General features: G+C 63.5%; 16 protein-coding genes. 1 reads left to right on the top strand and 15 read right to left on the bottom strand.

Annotated elements, in window-relative coordinates:
• Window positions 1-2: 2 nt before the first annotated feature.
• The 5 genes from E5K00_RS14560 to E5K00_RS14540 all read right to left on the bottom strand — a co-directional run bounded on the left by E5K00_RS14560 (window position 3) and on the right by E5K00_RS14540 (window position 4,433).
• Window positions 3-521, bottom strand: a complete 519-nt coding sequence (locus E5K00_RS14560; protein WP_135464053.1) for a GNAT family N-acetyltransferase — start codon at window positions 519-521, stop codon at window positions 3-5.
• A 42-nt stretch (window positions 522-563) separates the two neighbouring features.
• Window positions 564-1,151: an ArsI/CadI family heavy metal resistance metalloenzyme gene (locus E5K00_RS14555; protein WP_135464052.1), complete on the bottom strand. Its 588-nt coding sequence runs from the start codon at window positions 1,149-1,151 to the stop codon at window positions 564-566.
• Between the two features lie 30 nt (window positions 1,152-1,181).
• The gene (locus E5K00_RS14550; protein ID WP_135464051.1) at window positions 1,182-1,532 is read right to left on the bottom strand and encodes an ArsR/SmtB family transcription factor; all 351 of its coding nucleotides are present in this window, start codon (window positions 1,530-1,532) and stop codon (window positions 1,182-1,184) included.
• 240 nt (window positions 1,533-1,772) lie between these two features.
• Window positions 1,773-2,150 carry a cupredoxin domain-containing protein gene (locus E5K00_RS14545; RefSeq protein WP_135464050.1) on the bottom strand — a complete coding sequence of 126 codons (378 nt, stop codon included), beginning with the start codon at window positions 2,148-2,150 and terminating at the stop codon, window positions 1,773-1,775.
• A 12-nt stretch (window positions 2,151-2,162) separates the two neighbouring features.
• Complete coding sequence (locus E5K00_RS14540; protein ID WP_135464049.1) at window positions 2,163-4,433, bottom strand: heavy metal translocating P-type ATPase; 2,271 nt, start codon at window positions 4,431-4,433, stop codon at window positions 2,163-2,165.
• A 395-nt stretch (window positions 4,434-4,828) separates the two neighbouring features.
• Here E5K00_RS14540 and E5K00_RS14535 point away from each other — a divergent pair, with 395 nt between their 5' ends.
• Entirely contained in the window at window positions 4,829-5,638 is an 810-nt protein-coding gene (locus E5K00_RS14535; protein WP_135464048.1) for a DUF305 domain-containing protein, read from the top strand.
• 130 nt (window positions 5,639-5,768) lie between these two features.
• Here the strand turns inward: E5K00_RS14535 and E5K00_RS14530 are convergent, their stop codons facing one another.
• From E5K00_RS14530 to E5K00_RS14485, 10 genes are all read right to left on the bottom strand, one after another.
• Complete coding sequence (locus E5K00_RS14530) at window positions 5,769-8,186, bottom strand: penicillin acylase family protein (protein WP_135464047.1); 2,418 nt, start codon at window positions 8,184-8,186, stop codon at window positions 5,769-5,771.
• 103 nt (window positions 8,187-8,289) lie between these two features.
• The gene (locus E5K00_RS14525) at window positions 8,290-8,970 is read right to left on the bottom strand and encodes a 4'-phosphopantetheinyl transferase family protein (protein WP_135464046.1); all 681 of its coding nucleotides are present in this window, start codon (window positions 8,968-8,970) and stop codon (window positions 8,290-8,292) included.
• Complete coding sequence (locus E5K00_RS14520) at window positions 8,942-9,667, bottom strand: thioesterase II family protein (protein ID WP_135464045.1); 726 nt, start codon at window positions 9,665-9,667, stop codon at window positions 8,942-8,944. The genes E5K00_RS14525 and E5K00_RS14520 overlap by 29 nt, the downstream gene beginning before the upstream one ends.
• 91 nt (window positions 9,668-9,758) lie before the next feature.
• A complete protein-coding gene (locus E5K00_RS14515; RefSeq protein WP_135464044.1) occupies window positions 9,759-11,387 on the bottom strand; it encodes a cyclic peptide export ABC transporter in 1,629 nt (542 codons plus the stop codon).
• A gap of 148 nt (window positions 11,388-11,535) precedes the next feature.
• Window positions 11,536-12,825: a class I SAM-dependent methyltransferase gene (locus tag E5K00_RS14510; RefSeq protein WP_135464043.1), complete on the bottom strand. Its 1,290-nt coding sequence runs from the start codon at window positions 12,823-12,825 to the stop codon at window positions 11,536-11,538.
• Between the two features lie 73 nt (window positions 12,826-12,898).
• Entirely contained in the window at window positions 12,899-18,130 is a 5,232-nt protein-coding gene (locus tag E5K00_RS14505; protein ID WP_135464042.1) for a non-ribosomal peptide synthetase, read from the bottom strand.
• A gap of 61 nt (window positions 18,131-18,191) precedes the next feature.
• Window positions 18,192-19,271 carry a D-TA family PLP-dependent enzyme gene (locus E5K00_RS14500; protein WP_135464041.1) on the bottom strand — a complete coding sequence of 360 codons (1,080 nt, stop codon included), beginning with the start codon at window positions 19,269-19,271 and terminating at the stop codon, window positions 18,192-18,194.
• A gap of 81 nt (window positions 19,272-19,352) precedes the next feature.
• Window positions 19,353-19,733, bottom strand: coding sequence for an acyl carrier protein (locus tag E5K00_RS14495; protein WP_167856904.1), 381 nt, complete (start codon window positions 19,731-19,733; stop codon window positions 19,353-19,355).
• A 30-nt stretch (window positions 19,734-19,763) separates the two neighbouring features.
• Window positions 19,764-21,002, bottom strand: coding sequence for a pyridoxal phosphate-dependent aminotransferase (locus tag E5K00_RS14490; protein ID WP_135464039.1), 1,239 nt, complete (start codon window positions 21,000-21,002; stop codon window positions 19,764-19,766).
• Window positions 21,003-21,062: 60 nt separating this feature from the next.
• Complete coding sequence (locus tag E5K00_RS14485; RefSeq protein WP_135464038.1) at window positions 21,063-21,917, bottom strand: alpha/beta fold hydrolase; 855 nt, start codon at window positions 21,915-21,917, stop codon at window positions 21,063-21,065.
• Window positions 21,918-21,955 lie beyond the last annotated feature (38 nt).

Raw genomic sequence — 21,955 nt, 5'->3', positions numbered from 1 at the left:
TGCTATGCCGTGGCGGCCGGTTGGGGCTGGTCGGCGCCCACTACCGGGCTCCGGCGTTCCAGCAGCACCGTGTCGCGCCACACGCCGCGGAGCTGGCCAATCCGCTCCCGGCGGCCGACCAGCCGGAAGCCGTGGGCTTCGTGCAGCCGGATGCTGGCCGTGTTTTCGGGGAATATGCCGGCCTGGAGCGTCCACATGCCCTGGGCTTCCGACTCGGCCACCAGCTGCCGCAGCAACTGCTGCCCTACGCCCCGGCCCCGCGCCTCGGCTGCCACGTACACGCTGACTTCGCCCACGCCGCCGTACACGCAGCGCCCCGACACCGGCGACAGAGCGGCCCACCCCAGCACGTGGCCGGCCGCGTCGGTGGCTACCAGGCGGCTATGGGCCAGGTGGCCCCGGTCCCAGTCGGGCCAGGTGGGCGCTTCGGTTTGAAATGTGGCGTTACCCGTGGCCAGACCCTGCTCATAAATTGCCCGCACCTGCTCCCAGTGCGCGGCGGTAAGTGGGAGGATATTCATGAAACCAAACGTGAAGGATGGAGAAACGAGAGGCCGTAGCGTCTAGCAGCAAGCCGGGGCCAGCGTGAGCGTGGTGGGAGTGCCGCAGCCGCAGCCCGCCGTGGGCTCCGGGGCCGCCGCCGCAACGGTAGCCAACGGAAAGGCCATAACCTCGGCCGTGGCGGAGGCTTCCTGGGAGGTGGCGGGGGCAATGCAGCACTGGCTGCTGGCCTGGCTGTATTCGTCCTGGTAGCGCGGGTCGTTGAACTCGGCATCCTCGTGGAAGTAGTAGACCTCCCACTCTACCCCGTCGGGGTCGTTTACCCAGAACTTGTCCTGCTTGGCGTAGCAGCAGCTCGTGCCGATTTCCTCGCGCTGCACCAGACCGGCGGCCCGAGCTGCGGTCAGGCGCTCGTCCAGCTCGGCCACGGTTTCGACCTGAAAGCCCAGGTGCCCGAAGTTGCTGGCTACCCGGCCGGCATTTTCCACGAAGGAAATGATGAGCGAGGGCCGGTCGAGGACGTATTTGGCGTAGCCGAGCCGGATTTTGGTGGCGGGCTGCCCAAAGAAGGTATCGTAGAAACTGACCGTGGCGGCCAGGTCGGACACATACAGCGACACGTGCATCCGGGGAAAAACAGAGGCTTCCATACGAGTAAGAGGTTGAGGTGGAAAGAAAAATCAGCAGGCGCAGGCCGCATCGGGGCCACAGGCGGGCTCGGTGGTAGCAGCCTGAAAAAAGGCGGTGAATTGCTGCTGCACCTGGCGGAGCAGCGTGGTGTTTAGGCAGTAGCAGACGGTGAGGCCGTCAATTTCGCCCCGAATCAGATCCAGGGCTTTCAGTTCCTGCAAGTGCTGCGTCACGGTAGTGCGCGACAAGGGCAGCTCGGCCGCAATGTCGCCGGAAATGCAGGTGGTTTTGCTGGCCAAAAGCTGAATAATAGCCACCCGGGCGGGGTGGGCCAGGGCTTTGGCTACCCGGGCCAGCTGCTGCTGCTCGGCGGTGAAGGCGGTGGTTTTGGCGTAGGTCATCTGAAGAATCAATAACTATGTCGTAAATATACGTCATTATATGTCGCATTTTTACGACATAGATAAAAATATTTTTATATAAAGCTCATCATCTAAGATCAAATTTCTGATTATCAGCGCAATCAGACTTCACCCAAAACACAAAAAGGTCCCGCACAACTAGCCACCTGAAGCGGAGGCGGCTAGTTGTGCGGGACTTTTTTGTGTCTGAGTGGTCAGGCTCAAAGGCAATCCGGGGCGTTACTTCACCACCAGGCTGCCGCGCAGCATCCCCATGCCGCAGGTAAACTCGAAGCGGCCGGCTTGCTGGGGCAGCAGCTCGACCAGGGTGGTTTTGAATGCCGGCAGGTCGCGGCGGATGCGGAAGTCGGGCATCAGCAGCTCCTCGGAGCAGCTGCTTTCCTCGTCGCGGTAGAAGCTGAGCTGCACGGGCTTGCCCCGCTCCACCTCAATGACGTCGGGCGAGTAGCCGCCCTTGACGGTAATGGCCACCTCCTGCACGCCGCCGGACGAAGAAACCGCCGCGGCCGTCCGGCGGGCCGAGAAGAAGAAGTACCACAGCACAAACGCGGCCAGGGCCAGGCCGCCCGCAGTGACGATAAGCTCAGCAGAATCCATAACAAAGCAGCATTACTGGTTGGTGAAGCCGCGCAGGCGCAGCGAATTGGTCAGCACCGACACGGAGCTCAGGGCCATGGCGCCGGCCGCCAGCATGGGCGACAGCAGCCAGCCGAACACCGGATACAGCAGCCCGGCCGCAATGGGAATGCCCAGGGTGTTGTAGATAAAGGCAAAAAACAGGTTCTGCTTGATGGTGCGAATCGTCTGCCGCGACAGTTCGATGGCCGTTACCACGCCGTTCAGGTCGGAGCGCATGAGGGTGATGCCGGCGGCTTCCATGGCCACGTCGGTGCCCGAGCCGATGGCCAGGCCGATATCGGCCTGGGCCAGCGCCGGCGCGTCGTTGATTCCGTCGCCGACCATAGCCACGGTGCGGCCTTCGGCCTGGAGCTCCTTTACCTTGCCGGCTTTGTCGGCGGGCAGCACCTCGGCGAAATAGCGCGTAATGCCCACCTGCGCGGCCACCTGCGCCGCCGTCTGCGGGTTGTCGCCGGTCATCATCACCACCTCGATGCCCAGGCGTTGCAGCTTGCCGATGGCGGCCGCCGACGTGTCGCGCACCGTGTCGGCGACGCCCAGCAGGGCCACGGCCTGTCCGGCCACGGCCACGTAGAGCACGGTTTTGGCTTCGGCCAGCAAGTCTTTCGCCCGGGCTTCCAGGTCGGCGGAAAGGCTTACGCCTTCGTCGGCCAGCAGGCGGCGGTTGCCGATGAGCACGGCGCGGCCGTCGACCAGCGCGGCGGCACCTTTGCCCTCCACAGCCCGAAATGCGGTAGCCGCTAGGGATTCCGCAGCCGGCATTTGCGCGGCGGCGTAGCGTACCACGGCTTCGGCCAAGGGGTGCTCACTCTGCCGCTCCACGGCCGCAATCAGGGGCAACAGGTCGGTGGCGGATGAGCCGGGAGCTACGAAGTCGGTAACGGCCGGCTCGCCGCGGGTGATGGTGCCGGTTTTGTCCAGCAGCACGGTGTTCACCCGGTACGCTTTTTCCAGCGCCTCGGCGTTGCGGATCAGTACCCCGTGCTCGGCGCCTTTGCCCGTGCTGACCATGATGGCCGTGGGCGTGGCCAGGCCCAGGGCGCAGGGGCAGGCAATGATGAGCACGGCCACGAAGTTGACCAGCGCCAGCGGCAGCCGGGTGCTGACCGGGGCCAGATCAAACCAGAGCACGAAGGTGAGAATGGCAATGACGACCACCGTGGGCACAAACACGGCGCTGACTTTATCAGCCAGCCGCTGAATGGGGGCCCGGCTGCCCTGCGCGTCTTCCACCATTTGCACAATCTGCGCCAGCATGGTATCGGCCCCGACCTTGGTGACGCGGAAGCGGAAGGAGCCGGTTTTGTTGAGCGTGGCCCCGAATACGGCGGCGCCCACCGTTTTTTCCACCGGCAGACTTTCGCCCGTGAGCATGGCTTCGTCGAGAAAGGAATGGCCCTCGGTAATAAGGCCGTCGGTGGCGACCTTCTCGCCGGGGCGCACCACCACTACATCGTGCAGCTGCACCTGCTCGATGGGCACGTCGACTTCCTGCCCGCCGGGGCGCACCACGCGGGCAGTTTTGGCCTGTAGGCCCAGCAGGGCTTTCATAGCCGCCGAGGTCTGGGTTTTGGCCCGCATTTCGAGCACCTTGCCCAGCAGAATCAGGGCAATGATGGTGGCCGTGGTGTCGAAATACACTTCGGGCATGATGCCGCGGCGCAGGAAGTAACCCGGGGCCACGGTGGCGGCCAAGCTGTAGAGAAAGGCCGCGCCGGTGCCCACGGCAATCAGGGTATCCATGTTGGCGGCGCGGTGCCGGAAGCCATTCCAGGCCGACACGTAAAACTCGCGCCCACTGTAGAGCAGCACCGGCAGCGTGAGGGCCAGCAGCACGTAGTTGAGCACCGGCAGGCTGACGCGCTCCAGCAGGGCCGGCCACAGCATGAGCATGCTCAGGGGCATAATGAGCAGGGCCAGGGCGGCGGCCACCCAGAAGCGGCGCTTGAGCTTGTGGTAGGCCCGGGCTTTCTGCCGGTCTATTTCGGCGCTGCGCTCGGCGGCGCTGGTATCGGGGGCCCGCTCCAGCACGCCGTAGCCGGCATTGATGACGGCTTCTTTGAGCGTGGCCGGCGTGGCCAACTCGGGCAGGTACTGCACGGTGGCCTTTTCGGTGGCGAAATTAACCGAGGCACTTTGCACGCCGGGCGCGCGGGACAACGACTTTTCGACGAAGGAGGCGCAGGAGGCGCACGTCATTCCTTCGATGTCGAGAGTGGTGGTTTCGGGGGAAGAGGCCATAACCAATCAGGTGAATAACGCCCCGCCCAACAGTTGCGACGAACCGGCAGGGACACTACAAAGTAACGGCAACCGGCCCCGGAAGGTGGTACGGAATCCTGCGTAATACTTGCATAATTTCACGACGCCCCACTGTCGGCGGCCGGCCACGAAACTACCGGAGCCGCTTACCTGCTGCCCCGCTCCCACCCCAGCGCGGAACCATTCCACGGGCCAGCTGGTAGCGTATACATCGACTCCGGCCCGCGTAAAGTTTTCTACTTTTGCGGCGGCTTACTGCCCCACCTGCCGTGTAGCAAGCTGGTGCCGGGGCGCCGGCAGAAGTCCCGCCGGGTTGGCTTCCGCCCAAGTACCCGCAACCACTTTACGCCCACCCTTACCCCTTCGGATTTTCCATGAAACGCTCTGCTTTTTTCCTTTCGGCCCTGGCTTCCTGCACCCTGCTCCTGAGCAGCTGCGACGGCAACAAAACGGCCGAAACCACCACGACTACCACCACCACCGACTCGGCGGGCCACGGCGACATGGCCGGCATGGACCACGCGCCGATGAGCCACGCCGCCACGCCCGACATGAAGGGCGTGATGAACACCATGATGACCAACATGGACGCGCTGAAGCCGGCCGGCAACACTGACCACGACTTTGCGCACATGATGCTGGCCCACCACAAAGGCGCCGTCGAAATGTCGGCCCTGGAGCTGAAGGAAGGTAAAGACGCGACGCTACGGGCCATGGCCCAGAAAATCAGCGACGACCAGCAGCAGGAGATTCTGGCCCTGGAAGCCATTGCCGAGCGCCTCGACGGGGCCGCCGCCAACTACAAGCCCACCGACCCGGCCGACCCGTTCACCCGCCAGATGAAAAGCTCGATGGACGTGATGATGACCAACCTGGGCGAGCCCAGCGGCAGCGTCGACCAGGACTATGCTCGCCTGATGGTGCCCCACCACCAGAGCGCCGTAGACATGGCCAAGGCCGAGCTGGCCCACGGCCGCGACCCAAAGCTCAAGGCTATGGCTCAGCAGATGATAAACGCTCAGGAAAAGGAAATCAAGCAGTTTAAGGAGTGGCAGGCCAAAACCGGCAGCCAGCTCAAAGCCAGCTCGGTGCTGTATGAGTGCCCCATGGGCTGCGAAGGCAGCCAGAGCACCAAGCCCGGCAAATGCCCGGTATGCGAAATGGAGCTGGAGAAAAAAGCGTAACGCTTAACTTCAGGCTGGCGGAGCGGCCCTGCGCCAGCCATTGCCCCAAACGACCCCGGCCCCAGCCAAGACGGAACATTCCGTCTCGGCTGGGGCCGGGGTCGTTTGGGGTCAGATGCGGCGGCGGGGGCTAGTTGCCCAGCTGCCAGGCGGCCTTGGTGGCGGCTTTGGCTTCCTGCTCCGAGGTGTAGAAGTGCAGCTCGTAGTAGCGGCCCTTCTGCCAGTCGTCGATGAAATCGGTGTAGTGCGGGCTGCCCACGTCGCCCGACTGCCCGCCGGGGTAGATACCGTAGGCTTTGGGCTTGTCGCCGAGCTCCACAATCATGCGCCACGAGGGGCCCCAGTTCTTGGAAATGGCGTTGATGGCTTCCGGGTTGCCGCCCGAGGAAATACCCATGCGGCTGAAGGCGGCCAGCGTCGAGAGGTGCGTCACGTTGATTTTGTTGACCTGCCCCCACGCGGGGGAAGCGCCTTCCCCGGCTTTTTCCACGATGCGGGCCACGGCATCGACGAAGGACGACTGAATGACGGCGGCGGCATCTTCGGTAGCGGCGGTGTTGATGCGGTTGAAGTAGCGGTTCTGCGGGTCGCGGGCAATGAGCTGGAGCAGCACTTCATCCTTGGGAGCCTGGCTGTAGAACGGGTAGTTGCGCAGCTCATCCCAGGTGTAGTCTTCCACGTTGTCCCACCACAGGTCAAACAGGATGGCGGTGGTATCCTGCTGGCTGTAGTCGCCGCGCCAGTTTTCGATGGCCGCCAGGAATTTCAGCTGGGCCGCGTTGAGCTTGGTCCGGTCGAGGGCGGCGAGCAGCACGGGCATGGCCTGGGCCGCGAAGCCGTTGGTGTTGTCGAGCTGCATCTGCTCCATCTTAGCCACGTCGAACTGGTTGTCGGCAGCCAGCAGGGTGTGGATGCGCGCGGCCCGGGTTTCACTGTAGTAGCCGTTGTAATAATAGGGGTACTTCTCGTCGGTGGGCCGGTTGTTGGCCGAAAACAGGTAGCCGCTGCCGGGATTGTGGCTCACGGGCAGGCTGTCTTCGGGAATGTAGCTGGTGGGCAGGTGCGACTTTTTGGTGCCGTCCAGCACGAAGCGGCCCTGCTCGGCCCACTTCCGCGTGATTTTGCCCTGGTGGGTAATGGCAATGTCGTTGTCCTTGCCGGCGTAGATGAAGTTCTGCACCGGGCAGGCGTAGTGGCTGATGGCCGCGCGGTACTGCTGGTAATTAGTAGCCGTATTAAGCTTGATAAAGGCCAGAATATCGTTGGAGGGGTTGTGCAGCTCCCAGCGCAGGGCGTAGTTCAGCAGCTCGGGCTTCTCGTGGAAGCGCCGGTCCATCACGATGGGGCCGTGCACGGTGGAGTAGATCGTGTCATACACCGTGGCTGCGTCGCGCACCTTGATTTCCTCGACCCGGGCCGTGGTTTTGCGCCACTGGCCGTCAAACTCGTAGGCCGAGTAGTCGTCGGCAATTTTGAGCTTGTACCAGTCTTTCACGTCGGTGGCCCCGTTGGTGGTGCCCCAGGCAATGGACGAGTTGAAGCCCACGATGATGGCCGGCGCGCCCGGAATCGAGACGCCGTACACGTTGATGCCGGGGGCCGAAAGCTGCATTTCCAGCCAGATAGCCGGCAACGACAAGCTCAGGTGCAGGTCGTTGCAGAGAATCGGGTTGCCCGACTTGGTTTTCTTGCCCGATACCACCCAGTTGTTGCTGCCCAGCTTGGGGTTGTACTCGCTGGGCGTCACGGTGGTGATTCCCTGCAGGAAAGCGTAGTTCAGGTAGCCCAGCGAGTCGGCGGAGGCGGGGCGGTGCCGGGCCAGCTGGGTGGCGGCGCGCTGGGCCGCCGGCGAGTTGTCGGGCGTCCACTCGGGGTACACCCGGTCGAAGTCCTTGCCCAAAGCCAGGCGCATGCTCGACATGGCCATGTCTTCGTCGTAGCCGCTCAGGGCCGTGGCCATGTACTTCATAATCAGCACCGTCTTGAGCTTCGACCAGGGCTCGGGCTTGCCGGCAAACAGCTTGTATTCCAGCGGGTAATCCTTGTAGTGGAGCTGCTCGATGTAGGCATTCACGCCCTTGGTGTAGGCCGTCAGCACCTGGTTGGTCTGGCTGTCCTGCTCGATGAAAGCCAACGACTTCTTGGCCGCTTCCAGAATGCCCAGGCGGCGCTGCAACCGGTCTTTGTCGAGGTACTTGGGTCCCAGCACCTCGGCCAGGCGGCCGGCCGAGGCGTAGGTCACGAAGTCCATCTGCCACAGGCGCAGCGAGGCCGTGACGTAGCCCTGGGCGAAAAACAGGTCGGACTGCTGGCTGGCGAAGATGTGCGGTACTTCGCGCTCGTCGAAATACACCTGCACCGGGCGCTGCAGCTCGTGCAGGCCGGTGGCCAGGGCGCGCCCGGTGGGCTTGTCGTTCTGGGCCAGGCCCACGAAGGGGTCGAACAGCGGGCCCAGGGCCGGCACGTCGCCGATGTTGCGCGACAACACCATCACAATGAGGCCCACAATCAGGACGGGAAACAGAAACGCTATACTCGGTGCTTTCATCGTTGGGGGCAGGCTGGGCCTGCGGTGCTCCGCCCGAAGGCGGGGTTAGAAATAAAGTATAAAGGCACTGGCTATAAGAATATTCGGAACCGGGGCGGCCGGCTTACGCCTCGTGGAGGGCGTAGGCCGCCGCCGGGCTAGCCGTGGCAATGGCGCTGGCGTAGACCTGCTGCAGCTCGATGGAGGTAACGTTGCCGCTGGTGCAGAGGTAGGACACGTAGCCGGGCGCAATGGCCAAGGGGTGAAACACCCACTGCTCGTCTTTGTAGGCCACGATTTCGTCGATGCAGCTGAACTCCTGCCAGCCTTCCACGATGCCGGTGCCGATGGCCTTGAGAATGGCTTCCTTCTTCACCCAAATGTTGAAAAAGCTCAGCTGCTTGTCGTCCGACTTGCGCACGTAGGCCTGCTCGTCGGGGTGGAAATAGGCAATCAGGCTCTGGTAGTCGACGGCCGTCTGCTTCTCGATGTCGACGCCGATGTTTTCGTCGCTGTAGGCAAAAATCACCCACTTGCCCGCGTGCGAGATGTTGAACGGGTACCAGCCGGCAATGAAGGGCTTGTGGTTGTCGTCCTTTTTCCACTCGGTCATCAGCTCATCCGAGCCGGTGGTTTCGAGCAGGCAGTAGCGCAGCATCAGGCGGGCCAGCAGGCGGTGCTTCTGGTCGTCGGCAAACTTGTAGCGCAGAATGTCGCCGTGCATGGCGAAGGGCAGAAAATCCAGATAATGCGCAATTTCATTATCCTCCAGGCACTCAGTATTTGTATACAGGAGTCGTAGCATAGCAGCTTTGGATTATCTCGGCCATCCGGCGAGGGTGTTGGTGAATAAAGAAATGGTTGCCCGGCAGCACCTCGTAGGAAAAGTCGGTGGTGGTGTACTGCTCCCAGTTGGTGATGAGCGGGGCCGTGTCCTCCTCGTCGCCCATCACGGCATAGATGGGCGTCTGGATGGGCGGAAACGGCCCCAGCTGGTTGCGCTCCACCACTTCGAAGTCGGAGCGGATGATGGGCTCGAAAAAGTCGAACACCTCCTCGTTTTCCAGGATTTCCTGGGGCAGGCCGCCCAGGCTTTGCAGCTCCAGCTTCAGCTCGGGCTTGTTCATCAGGTGCCGGATCTTGCGGTCGTTCTGCAGGAGCGAAGGCCCCGAGCTGCCGCTGATGATGACGTGAACGGGTAGCTTGTGGGCCTTTTCGAGCATGCCGGCCACCTTGAAGGCCAGGCGCGCCCCCATGCTGTGGCCGTAGATCAGGAACTTGGAGGCCGAAAAGGCGTCGAGGGCCAGCACCTGCATCACTTGGTGGTACATGTCTTTGGCGGCCTGCTCAAAGTCGCGGATCAGGGGCTCGCGCATCCGCTTGCCCCGGCCGGGCAGCTCCAGCGGAAACACCTCGAAGTCGTTTAGATACGGGAGCAGAAATTGAAAGGAGAAGCAGTTGCCACCGGCAAAATGCAGCAGGAATAACTTAGGTTTTTTCATAGGGCGAGCTAGTAAACAACAGGGAGCAAACAACGTGGCAGCTCGCTTCCCGGCCGACAGCAGGGACCGGATTGGCGGCCGGGCAAGGGGGTTAGAGCGTGCTGAACACGGGCTCTTCCTCCCGAATCAGCTTGCCGTATTCCATTTTGTAGAGCGTATCGGCGCAGTTATAATATTTATCGTCGTGGGTAATGGCGATAAGCGTAAAGCCGGCGGCCTTCAGCTCGGGCACAATCTGGGTGTAGAACTTCTTGCGGAAGTACGGGTCCTGGTCGGCGGCCCACTCGTCGAGCATCAGCAGGGGCTTGCCTTCGAGCAGGGCCGTAATCAGGGCCAGGCGCTTGCGCTGCCCGGTGGAAAGGTGGGTGGTCGAAAACTTGCCGTCCTCGACTTTCACCTTGTCCTCGATTTCAAACAGGCGCAGGTAGTAGGCCAGCATTTCCTGGTCGAGGTGGTCGATGCCGTAGAACTCGTCGAAGAGGTAGAAGTCGCTGAACACCACCCCAAACAGGGACGAGTAGGACTGGCTGCGCTCCTCGTCGATCAGGCAGTCGTTGTAGTACACGCCGCCGCTGGCCGGCACCAGCAGCCCGAGCAAAGCCGACACGAAGGTGGTTTTGCCGCTGCCGTTGCCGCCGTAGATAAACACGACTTCGCCGCGGCTGATGCTGAAGTTGACCGGCCCGATGCCGAAGCTTTCCTGGTTAGCGCCGTGGTACTGAAACGTGAGGTCGCGCACCGCAATGGTGTCGAACTCGCCCAGGGTCTGTTGCAGATCCACCAGCTCGCCCAGGGGCTTTTCGCTCAGCAGGTCGGCCTGGAGCTTGGCAATCCGGTCGGAGGAAATCTTGGCCTGGAGCAGGTTGGGCAGCAGCACCATGATGGTTTCGACCGAGCTGAGCACGTAGAGCAGGATAAACAGGAAGCTCACTGTGTCGGCGGGGGCAATGCGCCAGGCCGCGCCGCAGTAGAGCAGAATGGCCCCGATGAGCAGGTAAAACATGGTTTGCCCGGTAATCTGGTTGTTGAGCAAGCCCACGAAAGCCTTTTCCTGGTTTACCACCGACTCGTCGGCGATGCGCGCAATCTTCTTCCCGTAAATCCGCTGGCCCTTCTTGGTGTCCATGTAGATTTCCTTGAAGCCGCCCAGAATGGCGTTGAAGTAAAACATGAACCGGTCTTCCAGGGCCCGGGCCTGCTTGAAGAAGTCGTTGTTGCGGCGGGCGTTGAACTGGTAGAGCAGCGTGCCGAGCACGATGACGGCCAGGCTCACCAGAAACAGCGGCCCCGACACGGTAGCCATGTACACCAGGCAGGCCACCACGATGATAACCGACGTGGCAAACTGAATGATGTTCAGCGAGGCGTTGGTGAGCATGTTGATGTCGCGCACCAGGGCCGTGTGCACCAGGTCTTTGCGGCTGCTCAGCTGCTGGTAGTTCGACTTCAGCACCAGGAAGATAATGTCCTTGCGCAACGACCAGAACAGGCTCTGCGAAAACCGGATGATGGCCAGCGCCAGCACCCGCCGCGTCCAGATAAAGAGGACCACGATGAGCAGAAACAGCAGGGTGTAGGTCTGGGTGATGGCCCCGTAGCCCTGCGCCATCAGTTGCCCGATAACGCGGTTGACGAAGGTCAGGAACAGAAAGCTCGTGCCGCCCGACAGGAAGCTCAGAAAGATAAAGCGGATAAGGGTACTGAATTTCAGCTGCGACATCGCAATAATGGGTGAATAGTGATAGGGAAACCTGGCGCGGGGTTACGGGGCCGCCGGTTATAGTCATCCACCCGCTCGGCGGTGGCGCCACAGGCCCGGCGGCGGGTGGCCGCCGGGCTTTTCGGGATGCGGCGCGCCTGCGGGGCGGCTACTGGGCCAGCAGGTACGGGAAGGCCGAGGTGGTCAGCTGGATGCGGGCGTTGTTCACGTTCTGGAAGGTGGGCTCGATGCCGGCCAGCGCGAATACCTCGCGCATGGTCAGCTCGGGGTTCACCGCGTCCCAGACTTTCTTGGCCAGCGCGTCGGTCGGGGCCTGAATCAGGGGGTAGGTCAGCGTCCGGTCGCTCAGGGCGTAGGTGCCTTTGAGGTTGATGACGTGGTTTTTGACCGGGAAGGTGTTCTTGGCAAACTTGCTGGCCAGGAAACCCTCGCAGATGTCCCGCTCGCTCAGGCGCTCGGCCGGGGCATCCTTGCGCTGCAAGTAGAACCACAGCATGGGCGAATCGTTGAGCATGAGCAGGTTGGAAATCTGCCAGCGCTTGTTGTCGGGCAGGGCCTCGTACTCCTGGGCCAGCAGGGGCTCGTCGAAGTGCGTGTTCCAGTTCAGGGCATTCACGGCCACGTCGGTCTGGTTGATGCAGTGAATCAGCAGCTCCAGGTTGCCGGCGCCCACCAGCTTCTCCAACGACTCGACCGTGTAGCTGTACTCCACCGGTTGCAGCAGGCAGTCGGCGATTTTAGCTTCGGGAGCCGAGTGGTGGGTGCGCATGTACTCGCCCATCAGGTTGCGGAACGGGAAGTGGGCAATGAGCTTCTTGACGATGGTCATTTCCAGATCCATGTCCAGCGACTCTTCCCGATTGTAGAAGGTGCGCACCGCGTTCTGGCAGGCGGTGGTCATCAGGCGGTGGTAGTAGTTGTACACCATGAACTCGATGACGCCGCTGGGCTTCAGGGCCCCGGCCAGCTTGGCCAACGTCAGCTCGGGGTTGGCATTGTGGTGTACCACGCCGGTGCAGATGATGTAATCGAACTCCTCGGCGTAGGTTACCTCGTTGATGCTCTTTTCCTCCAGCTTGAGGTTGGCAATGCCCATCTGCGCCGCATTCTTGCGGCCCAGCTGCAACGACTGCGCCGACAGGTCGGTGCCGATGACGTCGGCCTCGGGGAAGCGCAGGGCCGTGAACAGGGCCTGGTTGGTACCGCAGCCGGCCACCCAGATGCGGGGCCGGGCCGGAATGCGCGAATGGTCCCAGCTGCCGATGTCCTGGTTGAGCAGCCTGCCGGCCATGCCCGCCGGGTAGGCCGGGAAGGAGCGCGGGGGCCAGGGGTAGTTATACTTCCCGTAAAACTTCTTGTTAATGCTGTCCACGTCTTCCGGCGAGGTAGCAATGGTCAGATTGAACAGGTCATTATCGTTCACAAGTTGCTCTTTCATAGTGGTAACAGATTGCGTTAGAAAAAGGGATACAGGTAGAAATACAGGTAGCGTGGCCGCGCGGCAGCCCTAGTTATATGGTCATGGTCACCAGGTCGTCGGCGCTTTCCGCCGCGGCTTCCGGCGCCGCCGCTTCCGCCCCGATGCGCGAGAGGGGCGCCTGGGTGCTTTCCGTGATGAGGCGCACGATGGGCAGAATGGTGTCTTCCCAGCCCTCGAACGTCTCGGTGCAGGGGTACTTCCACTCCAGCTTCACGGTGTCCTGGTAGGCTTTGCAGTCCAGAATCAGGCGGTAGTTGCTGAGCACGGCGGCGTTGTTGCCGATCAGCTTCACTTCCTTGGCCTGGCTGGTGAAGCCCTCGGTGCCCTTGCCAAACGGGAAGGCCGAGTAGTCAAAGTAGTTGAAGCGCACCTGCACGAAGTCGCCCAGCGTGTGCTGGCAGGCGGCGCGCAGGGCCTTTTCCATCTCGATGTAGGGAATCTGCTGGTGCAGGCGGCCTTCGTAGTACACCTCCATCACCTGCTTACAGACCTGCCCGAAGCTCATCTGCTCGCTGAGGCGCAGCTTGATGGGCAGCTTGTTGGCAATGACGCCCACGAGCTGGGGCACCGCCACGCCCGGAATCAGCTGGTCGCGGCCGTTGGAGAAGATGTCGACAATGGTTTCCTCGGCCCCGCTGCGGGCGTAGAGCGTGAGGGCGAAGGCCGTGAGGAAGAAGCTGCTCAGGTCGATTTCGTAGGCTTTGCAGAAGGCCAGAATCCGCTCGTGGCTGTCGCCTTGAATCACCTGGCTGATGCGGAACAGGTAATCGAACTGCTCTTCCTCGGCCTTGCCCCCCAGGGGCGCGGTGTGCTCGAAGCCCGCCAGGTTGGTGGTCCAGTAAGAGAGCTGCTGCCGGGCCGTGGCCGAGCGCATAAACCGGCTCTGCCAGCGGATGTAGTCCCAGTAGCGGGGGGCCGTTTGCACGAAGTGTTGCAGGGGCTCCATCTGTCCGCTCATCAGGGACTGAATCAGCTGCACGAGCAGCTGGTTGGAAGCCCCGTCCGTCACGGCGTGGTGCACCACGATCTGGCAGCGCGCCACCTGGGCATCGTGCACCACCACGAAACGAACCAGCTGCTGGTCGCTGAACTGGAAGGGCTGGTGCAGCTCGCGCTGGAACACGGCCTCGGTAGCCGCCGCGTTGTGGGCATCGGCCACCTGGTGGCGGCGCACGTCGGGCACCACCGTGGCGGCCGGGGCCACGCGCTGGAAAATCTCGCCGTGGTGGCGCTCAAACCGCACCCGCAGAATATCGAGGGCCGCCAGGAACTGCGTGCACAACGACTGGAACAGCGCGACGCTGGCCGTGGGAAACACAAACTCGGGCAGCACGCCCCGACTCTGGTCGATGTCGCCGCTGCGGAAGAAATACTGCTGGTTGTAGGAAATCCGGTACAGCGGCCCCTGCGCCGCCACCCGGGCCGCGCAGGCCGCCACGGTCTGCCGCAACCCGGCTTCAAACGAGCGGCCAATGGCTTCTACCACCGTCGCCGAATACTGGCCGGGGGCGTAGCGCAGCACCACCTGGAGCTGGTCGTTGTCGAGCAGCGTAGCGGAGAAGTCGAGCCCGGCCGACAGGGCCAGCGGGGCGGCAGCTTCGTACTCGGCGGCCTGGAAGGGCGAATCCGTCAGGGCATCGGCAAAGGAGGCTTCCTGGTAGGCAAAGCGGAAGGGCGGCACACCCGCCGGGGCATTTTGGGCGGCTGCACCGGCGGCATAGCCAGTGCCTTTGCCCGGCACCTGCTCTACCTGGTGGCGCACGGCCGCAAGGGCCGCTTCCCAGACCGGGAAATCATTCAGGGCCAACCCGAGCGGATAATTCACCGTGAAGTTGCCCAGCGAATTGCCCTCTTCCCCCCCGGCCTCGCGGGCCGAGGCGGCCAGCTCCACGGCCGCCGTGGTCAGGCCCAGCTCGGCCCGTAGCGCACCGAGGAAGGCCGTAAGCACCAGCTGCGCGGAATCCGTATCGAAGGCCTGATTGGCGGTGGCCAGGGCGGCTTGGGAAATAGAAGGAATGACAAGGCGCACCTGCTCCGCCGCTGGTTCGGCGCTTGTCCGGCTGCCGGCACTGGCCTCGGTGGCAGCTTGCCAGAAGGCTTGCTCGGCGGCAGTGGCGGCGGGGGCGGCGGCTAGCTCGTCCATCCAGCGCTGGAAGCCGTGGGCTTTGGCCGGCAGGGCCAGCGTGCTATTTTTCTCGGCCTGCGCGAAGAGCGTCACCATATCGGCTACCAGCACCTGCCAGGCCGCGGCGTCGAGCAGGGCGGCGTGGGCCACGATGGCCACCCGGTCGGCCTGGGCGCGGCGGAATACCAGGAATTTCACGGCTGGCATGCCCTGGCCCAGCTCTTCCTGCCGGGCGGCGGCCAGCACCTGCCGCTCCTCTTCCGCGGCTTCCGCTTCCGAAAACGGCCGGTGGTCAAAGTAGGCAATCAGGGGCTTGGCCGTGGGCGGAATTTCTAGCTGCCACTGCCCGCCGGCCTGCACCAGGGCGGCGCGCAGCACCTCGTGGTGGCTCAGCAGCTTGTCCAGCACCTGGCTCAGCATGGCCTCCGACAGCCACCCGCGGGCCTGCAATACCAGGGCGGGGTGCGCGGCGGCGGGCTGTTGCACGAGGGCTTGCTGGGCCGGGCTCAGGGCCACGGTAACGTTCTGGGTGGTAGGCTCCACGGCCTGGGCCGCGTCGTCGTTGAGCACGGCGGCCTGCTCTTCCAGCACCAGGTTTTCGAGGAAGTCGCGGGTGGAAATCTTGTAGCCGTCGGTGCGCAGCTTCAGAATCACCTGGATGGCCGACAGCGAAGTGCCGCCCATGTCGATGAAGTTGTCTTTGACCCCGATGGTGTCCCGGTTGAGCACCTCTTGCCAGATTTCGATCAGCTTGGCCTCGCGGGAGTTGCGGGCCCCCACGTGCTGCTGGCTGCCGGACAGGGCGTTGGTTTTGGGGTCGGGCAGGGCGGCTTTGTTCACCTTGCCGGTGGTGCTGATGGGCATCTGGGCCAGCTGCACGAAGTAGCTGGGCACCATGTAGTCGGGCATTTTGGCTTTGAGGTAGCCACGCAGCGCGTCGGCGCTCTGGGGCACTTTGCTCACCAGGTAGGCCACCAGCTCCTTGCTGTTCTCAAACTGCCGGACCACCACCACGGCGCTGTCGATTTCGGGGTGCTTGAGCAGGGCGGCTTCGATTTCCTCCAGCTCGATGCGGAAGCCCCGGATCTTGACCTGGTTGTCGATGCGGCCCAGGAACTCGATGGTGCCGTCGGGCAGCCAGCGGGCCAGGTCGCCGGTGCGGTAAATCCGCTCGTTGGCGTAGCCCAGCTCGGCCACGGCGGCGAAGGGGTTGGCAATAAACTTCTCGGCCGTCAGCTCGGGCCGGTTCAGGTAGCCGCGGCCCACGCCGGTGCCGCCCACGCACAGCTCGCCCACCACGCCCAGCGGCACGGGTTGCAGAAACTCGTTGAGCACGTAGCACGAGGAGTTGGCCACGGGCCGCCCGATCGGGATGGTGTGGTAGTGCGCGGCGCGGTCGACTTCAAAAACCGTGGAGTCGATGGTGTTTTCGGTGGGGCCGTAGGTGTTGTGCACCTTGGCCGTGAGGTTGGCGTGCAGCCGCCCGATCAGCGACTTATTGAGCACGTCGCCGCCCGACACGAGGTGGCGCAGCGAGTGCAGGGCCGCGCCGCTTTCGATGCGGTCTAGGAACAGGTGCAGGAAGGCCGGCGGCGTATTGATTTTGGTAACGCCATACTGCTCGATAACCCGGTAGAGGTAAGCCACCAGGTCTTCCTCGGTGTTGGTGGGCACGATGATAACCCGCGCCCCGGAAATCATGGGCAGCAGGGTTTCCTCGATGCTGCCGTCGAAGCAGTATGAGCGGTAGTACACGCAGGTATCGGCGGCGCTCAGGCCGTAGTAGTTGCGCATGTGCAGCAGCGTGGCCGCAATCTGGTCGTGCTCAATGAGTACGCCCTTGGGCAGGCCGGTCGAGCCGGAGGTGTAGATGACGTAGGCCACGTCGGAGCCGGCTACGCGGCGGGGCAGCGCCAGTGGGGCCGCCGGCGCGTCGTTGGCGGCTTCCTCGCCCAGGATGACCATCTGCCGCCCCTCCCCTGCCAGATACGGCTTGGCGGCCAGCATCTTGGGCTCGGTCAGCACCAGGCGAGCCTGGGTATCCTGGAGCATAAAGGCCACCCGCTCCTCGGGGTAGTGCGGGTCGAGGGGCACGTAGCCGGCCCCGCTTTTCAGGCTGGCCAGCATGGCCACGTACACGTTGAAGCCTCGCTCCAGGCAAATGGCCACCAGGCGGTTTTGCCCGGCCGCGTCCGTCACCGGGGCCAGGGCCAGCAGGCGCCGGGCCAGCTGGTCGGCGCGCTCGTTCAGCTCCCGGTAGGTCAGCTCCTGGCCTTCAAACACCAGGGCCGTCTTGTCGGGATGCTGCCGCACCATGTTCTCGAACAGCTCGACGATGGTCTGGCCGTTTTCGGGGAAGGCAATGGCGCTGGCGTTGAACTCTTGCAGCAGCTGCCGCTTCTCGGGCTCCGACAGCAGCGCGGCGCGGCCGATGGGCTGCGCGGGAGCAGCCAGCAGCGCGGCCAGCAGCTGCCGGCAGTGGCGGCCCAGCTGCGCCATCAGGGCCGGGCTGTAGCGGCCGGCGTCGTATTCGAGGGTAAATTCCAGCTCCTCGCCGGCCGCTACGCGCACTAGCAGCGCGGTGCGCGTAGCGGCCGGCGTAGCGTCTGCTACCGGCGCGCCTTCCGCCTGGTAGACGAGCTGCAAGGCCCGCAGGCTGCGCGCCACTACTTCGGGCGTCAGCTCCAGGGCCTGGGCCGCGGCGTCGAGAGTAAACGCGCGGTGGTGGGCGGCCTGCGCGGCCACCTCGGTAGCCTGGGCCAGCACGGCAGCGAAAGAGTCGGCGGGCCGGGGGCGCAGGCGCAGCGGCAGCGCCTCGAAGCCGGAGCCGTCGGGGGCGCTTAAGCTGGTCGTCACGATAATATCCTGCTGGCGGGTGTACCAGTGCAGCACGCTCGTCAGCAGGGCTACTACGCCCGTGAACAGCGTGCCGTTGGTTTGCTGGCTGTAGTCGCGCAGGGCCTGGGTTAGCGCCGAATCAATAGAAAAGTGAGCCAGAGCGGTGGCAGGTGCCTGTTCCGTCGCGGCCACGTCGCCGGGGAAATCCAACACGGGCAGCTCGTCGGCCAGCTGGGTCTGCCAGTACTGCCGGACTTGCTGCGCACTCACTTCCACACAATCTTTTACTTCCTGTTCCATAAAAAATAATACTTATCGGGTAGTCTTTAAGCTAGCTAAACAGGCCGCCGGATGCCGGCGGCTATATGGTAATCATTCGGGTGCGGGCGTTTACTTTCCAGGTAGTCTGGCATTCCTGGTTGCGGGCCACGTAGGCGTACTCGTAGAGGGCAATGGTAGGACACACGTGCAGGGGCACCGCGTACACCACCGTGCCCACGGGCAGATGGGCTGTATCGGGCACGCGCACCACCATGTGCTCTTCGCTCTGGCTGATGGGCACGCCGTCGGGCAGGTTCAGGAAGCGCACCCGGGGCAGGGGCCGCTCGGCCGCCACGGCCTTGTGGCCCAGATCCAGCGTGAGCGTCTGCCCATCGACCACCGACAGCACCCGGGTAGCCAGAATGGCGGCCGGCTCAAAAGGCAGGTCGGGCAGGGCTTCCTGGTAGAAGGCATCCCAGAAGATAAACGTGCCGGGGCTTACCGTTACTTCGGGGTGGCGGGCGTGGTTGAGAAACGTGGGCGAGCCGCCCAGCACCAGCGCCAGGCGCTGGCCAGTGGCAGCTTCAATTGCCGCCTGGGCCTGCCGGACCAGGGCATACACCACGTCGGTCTTGGCCGGGTCGGTGTCGTTGATGTGGCCGTCGTAGGCGTGCAGGCCCACTACCTGCAGTCCGGGCAGGGCCTGGCAGTGCCGGCAGAGCGCCAACGCCCGCTCGGGGGCGACGCCGGTGCGGTTCATGCCCACGTTCAGGTCCAGGTACACGGGCAAGGGCTGGGCGGCAAAGGCCTGGGCCAGCTCGTCGGCCACCGGGGCGGTATCGACCAGGCAGGAAAAGGCCGTGCCGGGGTAGGCCGCGCGCAGGGCCTGCAGGCGCTTCACCTTGGGGCCCGTCACCTGGTAAGCCAGCAGCACGTCGGGGGCGCCGGCCATAGCCACCATTTCGGCTTCGGCAATGGTGGCGGCCTTGAACTGCGTGATGCCCGCCCCGAGCAGCAGCCGGGTTACTTCCAGCATCTTGTGCGTTTTCACGTGGGGGCGCAGGCGCGCCACGTCGGGCACCAGCCGGGTCAGGGCGGCCAGGTTCGCCAGCACCCGCTCCTGGAGCAGAATAACCGCCGGCGAGTCAATTGCCTCGATATTTTTTATCTCAAACCACATAGTCCCGCGGGTCAATAGCCATGAAGTAGCACTCGATAAGTAGCGGACCGACAGCCGTGCGGCCGCCGCCCCGCTCGGGGGTTAGCGGCCGTGGGCCGCCGAAAACTGCTCGTGGCCCACGATGGGCTGGGGCCGCAGCTGGAAGTAGCCCTCCGCGCTGCCGCCGAAAGCCTCCCGGGCCAGGCCGTAGGTGTGTACCACCGCGTTGTGGGCCTCCATCAGCAGGAAGCTGGCAATGGTGTGCAGGGTGCTCAGGGTGAGGGCATTCACGTCGTTGGCGCGCCACTCGATGCCGAACTCGGTTTCGATGCCCACCATCAGATGCAACAGGCCCATTGAGTCCAGGCCCAGGTCAACCAGCAGCTCATCCTTGATTTCGTCGGGGCTGCAGTTGGTGAACCGCTCGTAGCCGGCGTCAATCAGCATTTCCCACAGCCGGCGGATAATGTCTTTCTTTTCCATAAGTGATACGAATAGCATAAAGGATACTTATTATAAATAACAGGCTTCCTGCGGGTGCCCGACCAGCGCGGCCAGCGTGGTCCGCAGCCGCGGCAGCGCCTGGCGCAGGTTCTCTTCGGAAGTAGCATACGACAGCCGGATGCAGGTCGGCGCGCCAAACGGCGCCCCGGTCACGAGGGCCACGTGGGCTTCTTCCAGCAGCCAGGCGCACAGGTCCTGGGCGGTGGCGAGGCGCTGGCCGCTCACCTCGCGGCCGAGGTAGTAGCTCACGTCGGGCAGCAGGAAAAACGCGCCGGCGGGCTCATCCACGGGCAGGTGCGGAATGGCACCGAGCAGCTCCATTACCAGGTCGCGGCGCCGGCGGTACACTTCCTGCATGGCCCGTACTGGCTCCTGGGTGCCGGTGAGGGCCGCCACGGCGGCTTTCTGGGAAATAGCGCAGGGCCCGGACGTTACCTGCCCCTGCACCGCGTTGCAGGCTTCCACTATCCAGCGGGCGGCGGCCAGGTAGCCCACGCGCCAGCCCGTCATGGCATAGCCCTTCGAAAAGCCGTTCACCGTGATGACCTGCTCCCGCACGAAGTCGAGCGAGGCCATGCTGAAGTACTCTTCCTGGAAGCGGATATGCTCGTAGATTTCGTCGGCCACGACCAGCACCCGCGGGTGCCGGGCCACCACCCGGGCCATCTGGGTAAGCTCTTCGCGGCTGAAAATAGCGCCGGTCGGGTTGCAGGGCGACGAGTAGACGACCAGCTTGGTGCGGGGCGTAATGGCGTCCGACAAATCGGCGGCCGTGGCTTTGAGCTGGTTGGCGTAGCTGCCTTCGAGCAGCACCGGCACGCCGCCGGCCAGCTGCACCAGCTCGTGGTACGTGAGCCAGTAGGGCGCGAAAATCAGGACTTCGTCGCCGGGGTTCACCAGGGCCAGAATCACGTTGGCCAGAGCCTGCTTAGCCCCAGTCGAGACGAGGATGTTTTCCGGATTCCAGCTGATGTTGTTTTCCCGCCGGAGCTTGTCGGCAATGGCCTGGCGCAGCTCCAGGGTGCCGGCCACGGGCGTGTACCAGGAGTTGCCCTCGTCGATGGCCTGCTTGGCGGCCTCCCGGATGTGGGGCGCGGTGGGAAAGTCCGGCTCGCCCAGGCTCAGGTTGATGATCGGAAAGCCCTGGGCCCGCAACGCCCGCGCCCTGACCGTCATGGCCAGGGTTTGCGACTCGCCCAGACCGTGAAGCCGGTCGGCCAGCAGAGAAGACGTGGAGGCAGGCAGCATATACCTTCGAATAATGTATTGATAAATAATAGTTTATACCCTTAACAGCACGCCAGGCGCTTAGTTGCAAGCCACCGTTTCGGGCTCGGTAACGAACTCCAGCAGCACCTTTTCGAACATCGTTTTCGACTCGAAGTAGGGCATGTGGTTGCAGAAGTCGATGATGGACACCGACGCGTCGGGCAGCAGGCGGGCCAGCAGGGCAATGCTGGAGGGCGAGTTCAGAAAATCCTGCTCGCCGGCCACCAGCAGCGTCCGGACCTTGATTTTGCGCAGCTCCTCGGCGTTGTCGGTGTGGGTAGCGGCCAGGGTCAGGAAGGCCCGCAGCTGCTCGGGGGAGTTGGTATTGAGGAAAATGGCTTTCTGGGCCAGAAAGGCTACGTCCTGCCCTTCCTGCACCGTGCGGCACGAGAGGCTCTGGGCGTAGAGCTGCTCAAACAGGGCGTCGGGGCCGGCCGTATTCAGGGCCGTCAGCCAGCCGTTGAGCAGCAGCTTCTTGCGGGTTTCGCCGAAGGGGCTGAAGAAGGGCGCCACCAGCACCAGGGCCGACAGCGCGGCGGGGTGCAGCAGGGCAAACCGCTTGCAGATAAGCGTGGAAGTAGAAATGCCCACTAAGATGGGCTGCGCCAGCGCCAGCTTATCAAGCAGGCAGGCCAGATCGGCCACGTGGTCGTCGAGGCTCATGCTATTGACCAGGGGCTGAATCTTGTTGTAGGAGCCCTGATTGCGCAAATCGTACACCACCAGCCGGTAGCGGCTGAGCACCGGCGCGAAATACCGCACCCAGATGTGCTTGGACGAAAAGAAGTCGTTGACCACCACCAGCGGCTGCCCGTCTTTGGGGCCGTACACTTCATAATGCAATTCAATGCAGGGGCTCACCTCTACAAAGCCTTGTTCGATTGGATATCTCATAACGTCTGAAAGCAGCCGGATGCTAAATACTGGGGTAC

This window comes from Hymenobacter aquaticus (genome assembly GCF_004765605.1).
In the GTDB taxonomy this organism is placed as follows: domain Bacteria; phylum Bacteroidota; class Bacteroidia; order Cytophagales; family Hymenobacteraceae; genus Hymenobacter; species Hymenobacter aquaticus.
The sequence above is the reverse complement of the archived record's forward strand: the minus strand, read 5'-3'. Positions and strand labels throughout refer to the sequence as shown.

Bases quoted from the DNA above. Each gene is read 5' to 3' on its own strand.
- E5K00_RS14560 (WP_135464053.1), bottom strand. From the start codon at position 521: ATGAATATCCTCCCACTTACCGCCGCGCACTGGGAGCAGGTGCGGGCA.
- E5K00_RS14555 (WP_135464052.1), bottom strand. From the start codon at position 1,151: ATGGAAGCCTCTGTTTTTCCCCGGATGCACGTGTCGCTGTATGTGTCC.
- E5K00_RS14550 (WP_135464051.1), bottom strand. From the start codon at position 1,532: ATGACCTACGCCAAAACCACCGCCTTCACCGCCGAGCAGCAGCAGCTG.
- E5K00_RS14545 (WP_135464050.1), bottom strand. From the start codon at position 2,150: ATGGATTCTGCTGAGCTTATCGTCACTGCGGGCGGCCTGGCCCTGGCC.
- E5K00_RS14540 (WP_135464049.1), bottom strand. From the start codon at position 4,433: ATGGCCTCTTCCCCCGAAACCACCACTCTCGACATCGAAGGAATGACG.
- E5K00_RS14535 (WP_135464048.1), top strand. From the start codon at position 4,829: ATGAAACGCTCTGCTTTTTTCCTTTCGGCCCTGGCTTCCTGCACCCTG.
- E5K00_RS14530 (WP_135464047.1), bottom strand. From the start codon at position 8,186: ATGAAAGCACCGAGTATAGCGTTTCTGTTTCCCGTCCTGATTGTGGGC.
- E5K00_RS14525 (WP_135464046.1), bottom strand. From the start codon at position 8,970: ATGCTACGACTCCTGTATACAAATACTGAGTGCCTGGAGGATAATGAA.
- E5K00_RS14520 (WP_135464045.1), bottom strand. From the start codon at position 9,667: ATGAAAAAACCTAAGTTATTCCTGCTGCATTTTGCCGGTGGCAACTGC.
- E5K00_RS14515 (WP_135464044.1), bottom strand. From the start codon at position 11,387: ATGTCGCAGCTGAAATTCAGTACCCTTATCCGCTTTATCTTTCTGAGC.
- E5K00_RS14510 (WP_135464043.1), bottom strand. From the start codon at position 12,825: ATGAAAGAGCAACTTGTGAACGATAATGACCTGTTCAATCTGACCATT.
- E5K00_RS14505 (WP_135464042.1), bottom strand. From the start codon at position 18,130: ATGGAACAGGAAGTAAAAGATTGTGTGGAAGTGAGTGCGCAGCAAGTC.
- E5K00_RS14500 (WP_135464041.1), bottom strand. From the start codon at position 19,271: ATGTGGTTTGAGATAAAAAATATCGAGGCAATTGACTCGCCGGCGGTT.
- E5K00_RS14495 (WP_167856904.1), bottom strand. From the start codon at position 19,733: ATGGAAAAGAAAGACATTATCCGCCGGCTGTGGGAAATGCTGATTGAC.
- E5K00_RS14490 (WP_135464039.1), bottom strand. From the start codon at position 21,002: ATGCTGCCTGCCTCCACGTCTTCTCTGCTGGCCGACCGGCTTCACGGT.
- E5K00_RS14485 (WP_135464038.1), bottom strand. From the start codon at position 21,917: ATGAGATATCCAATCGAACAAGGCTTTGTAGAGGTGAGCCCCTGCATT.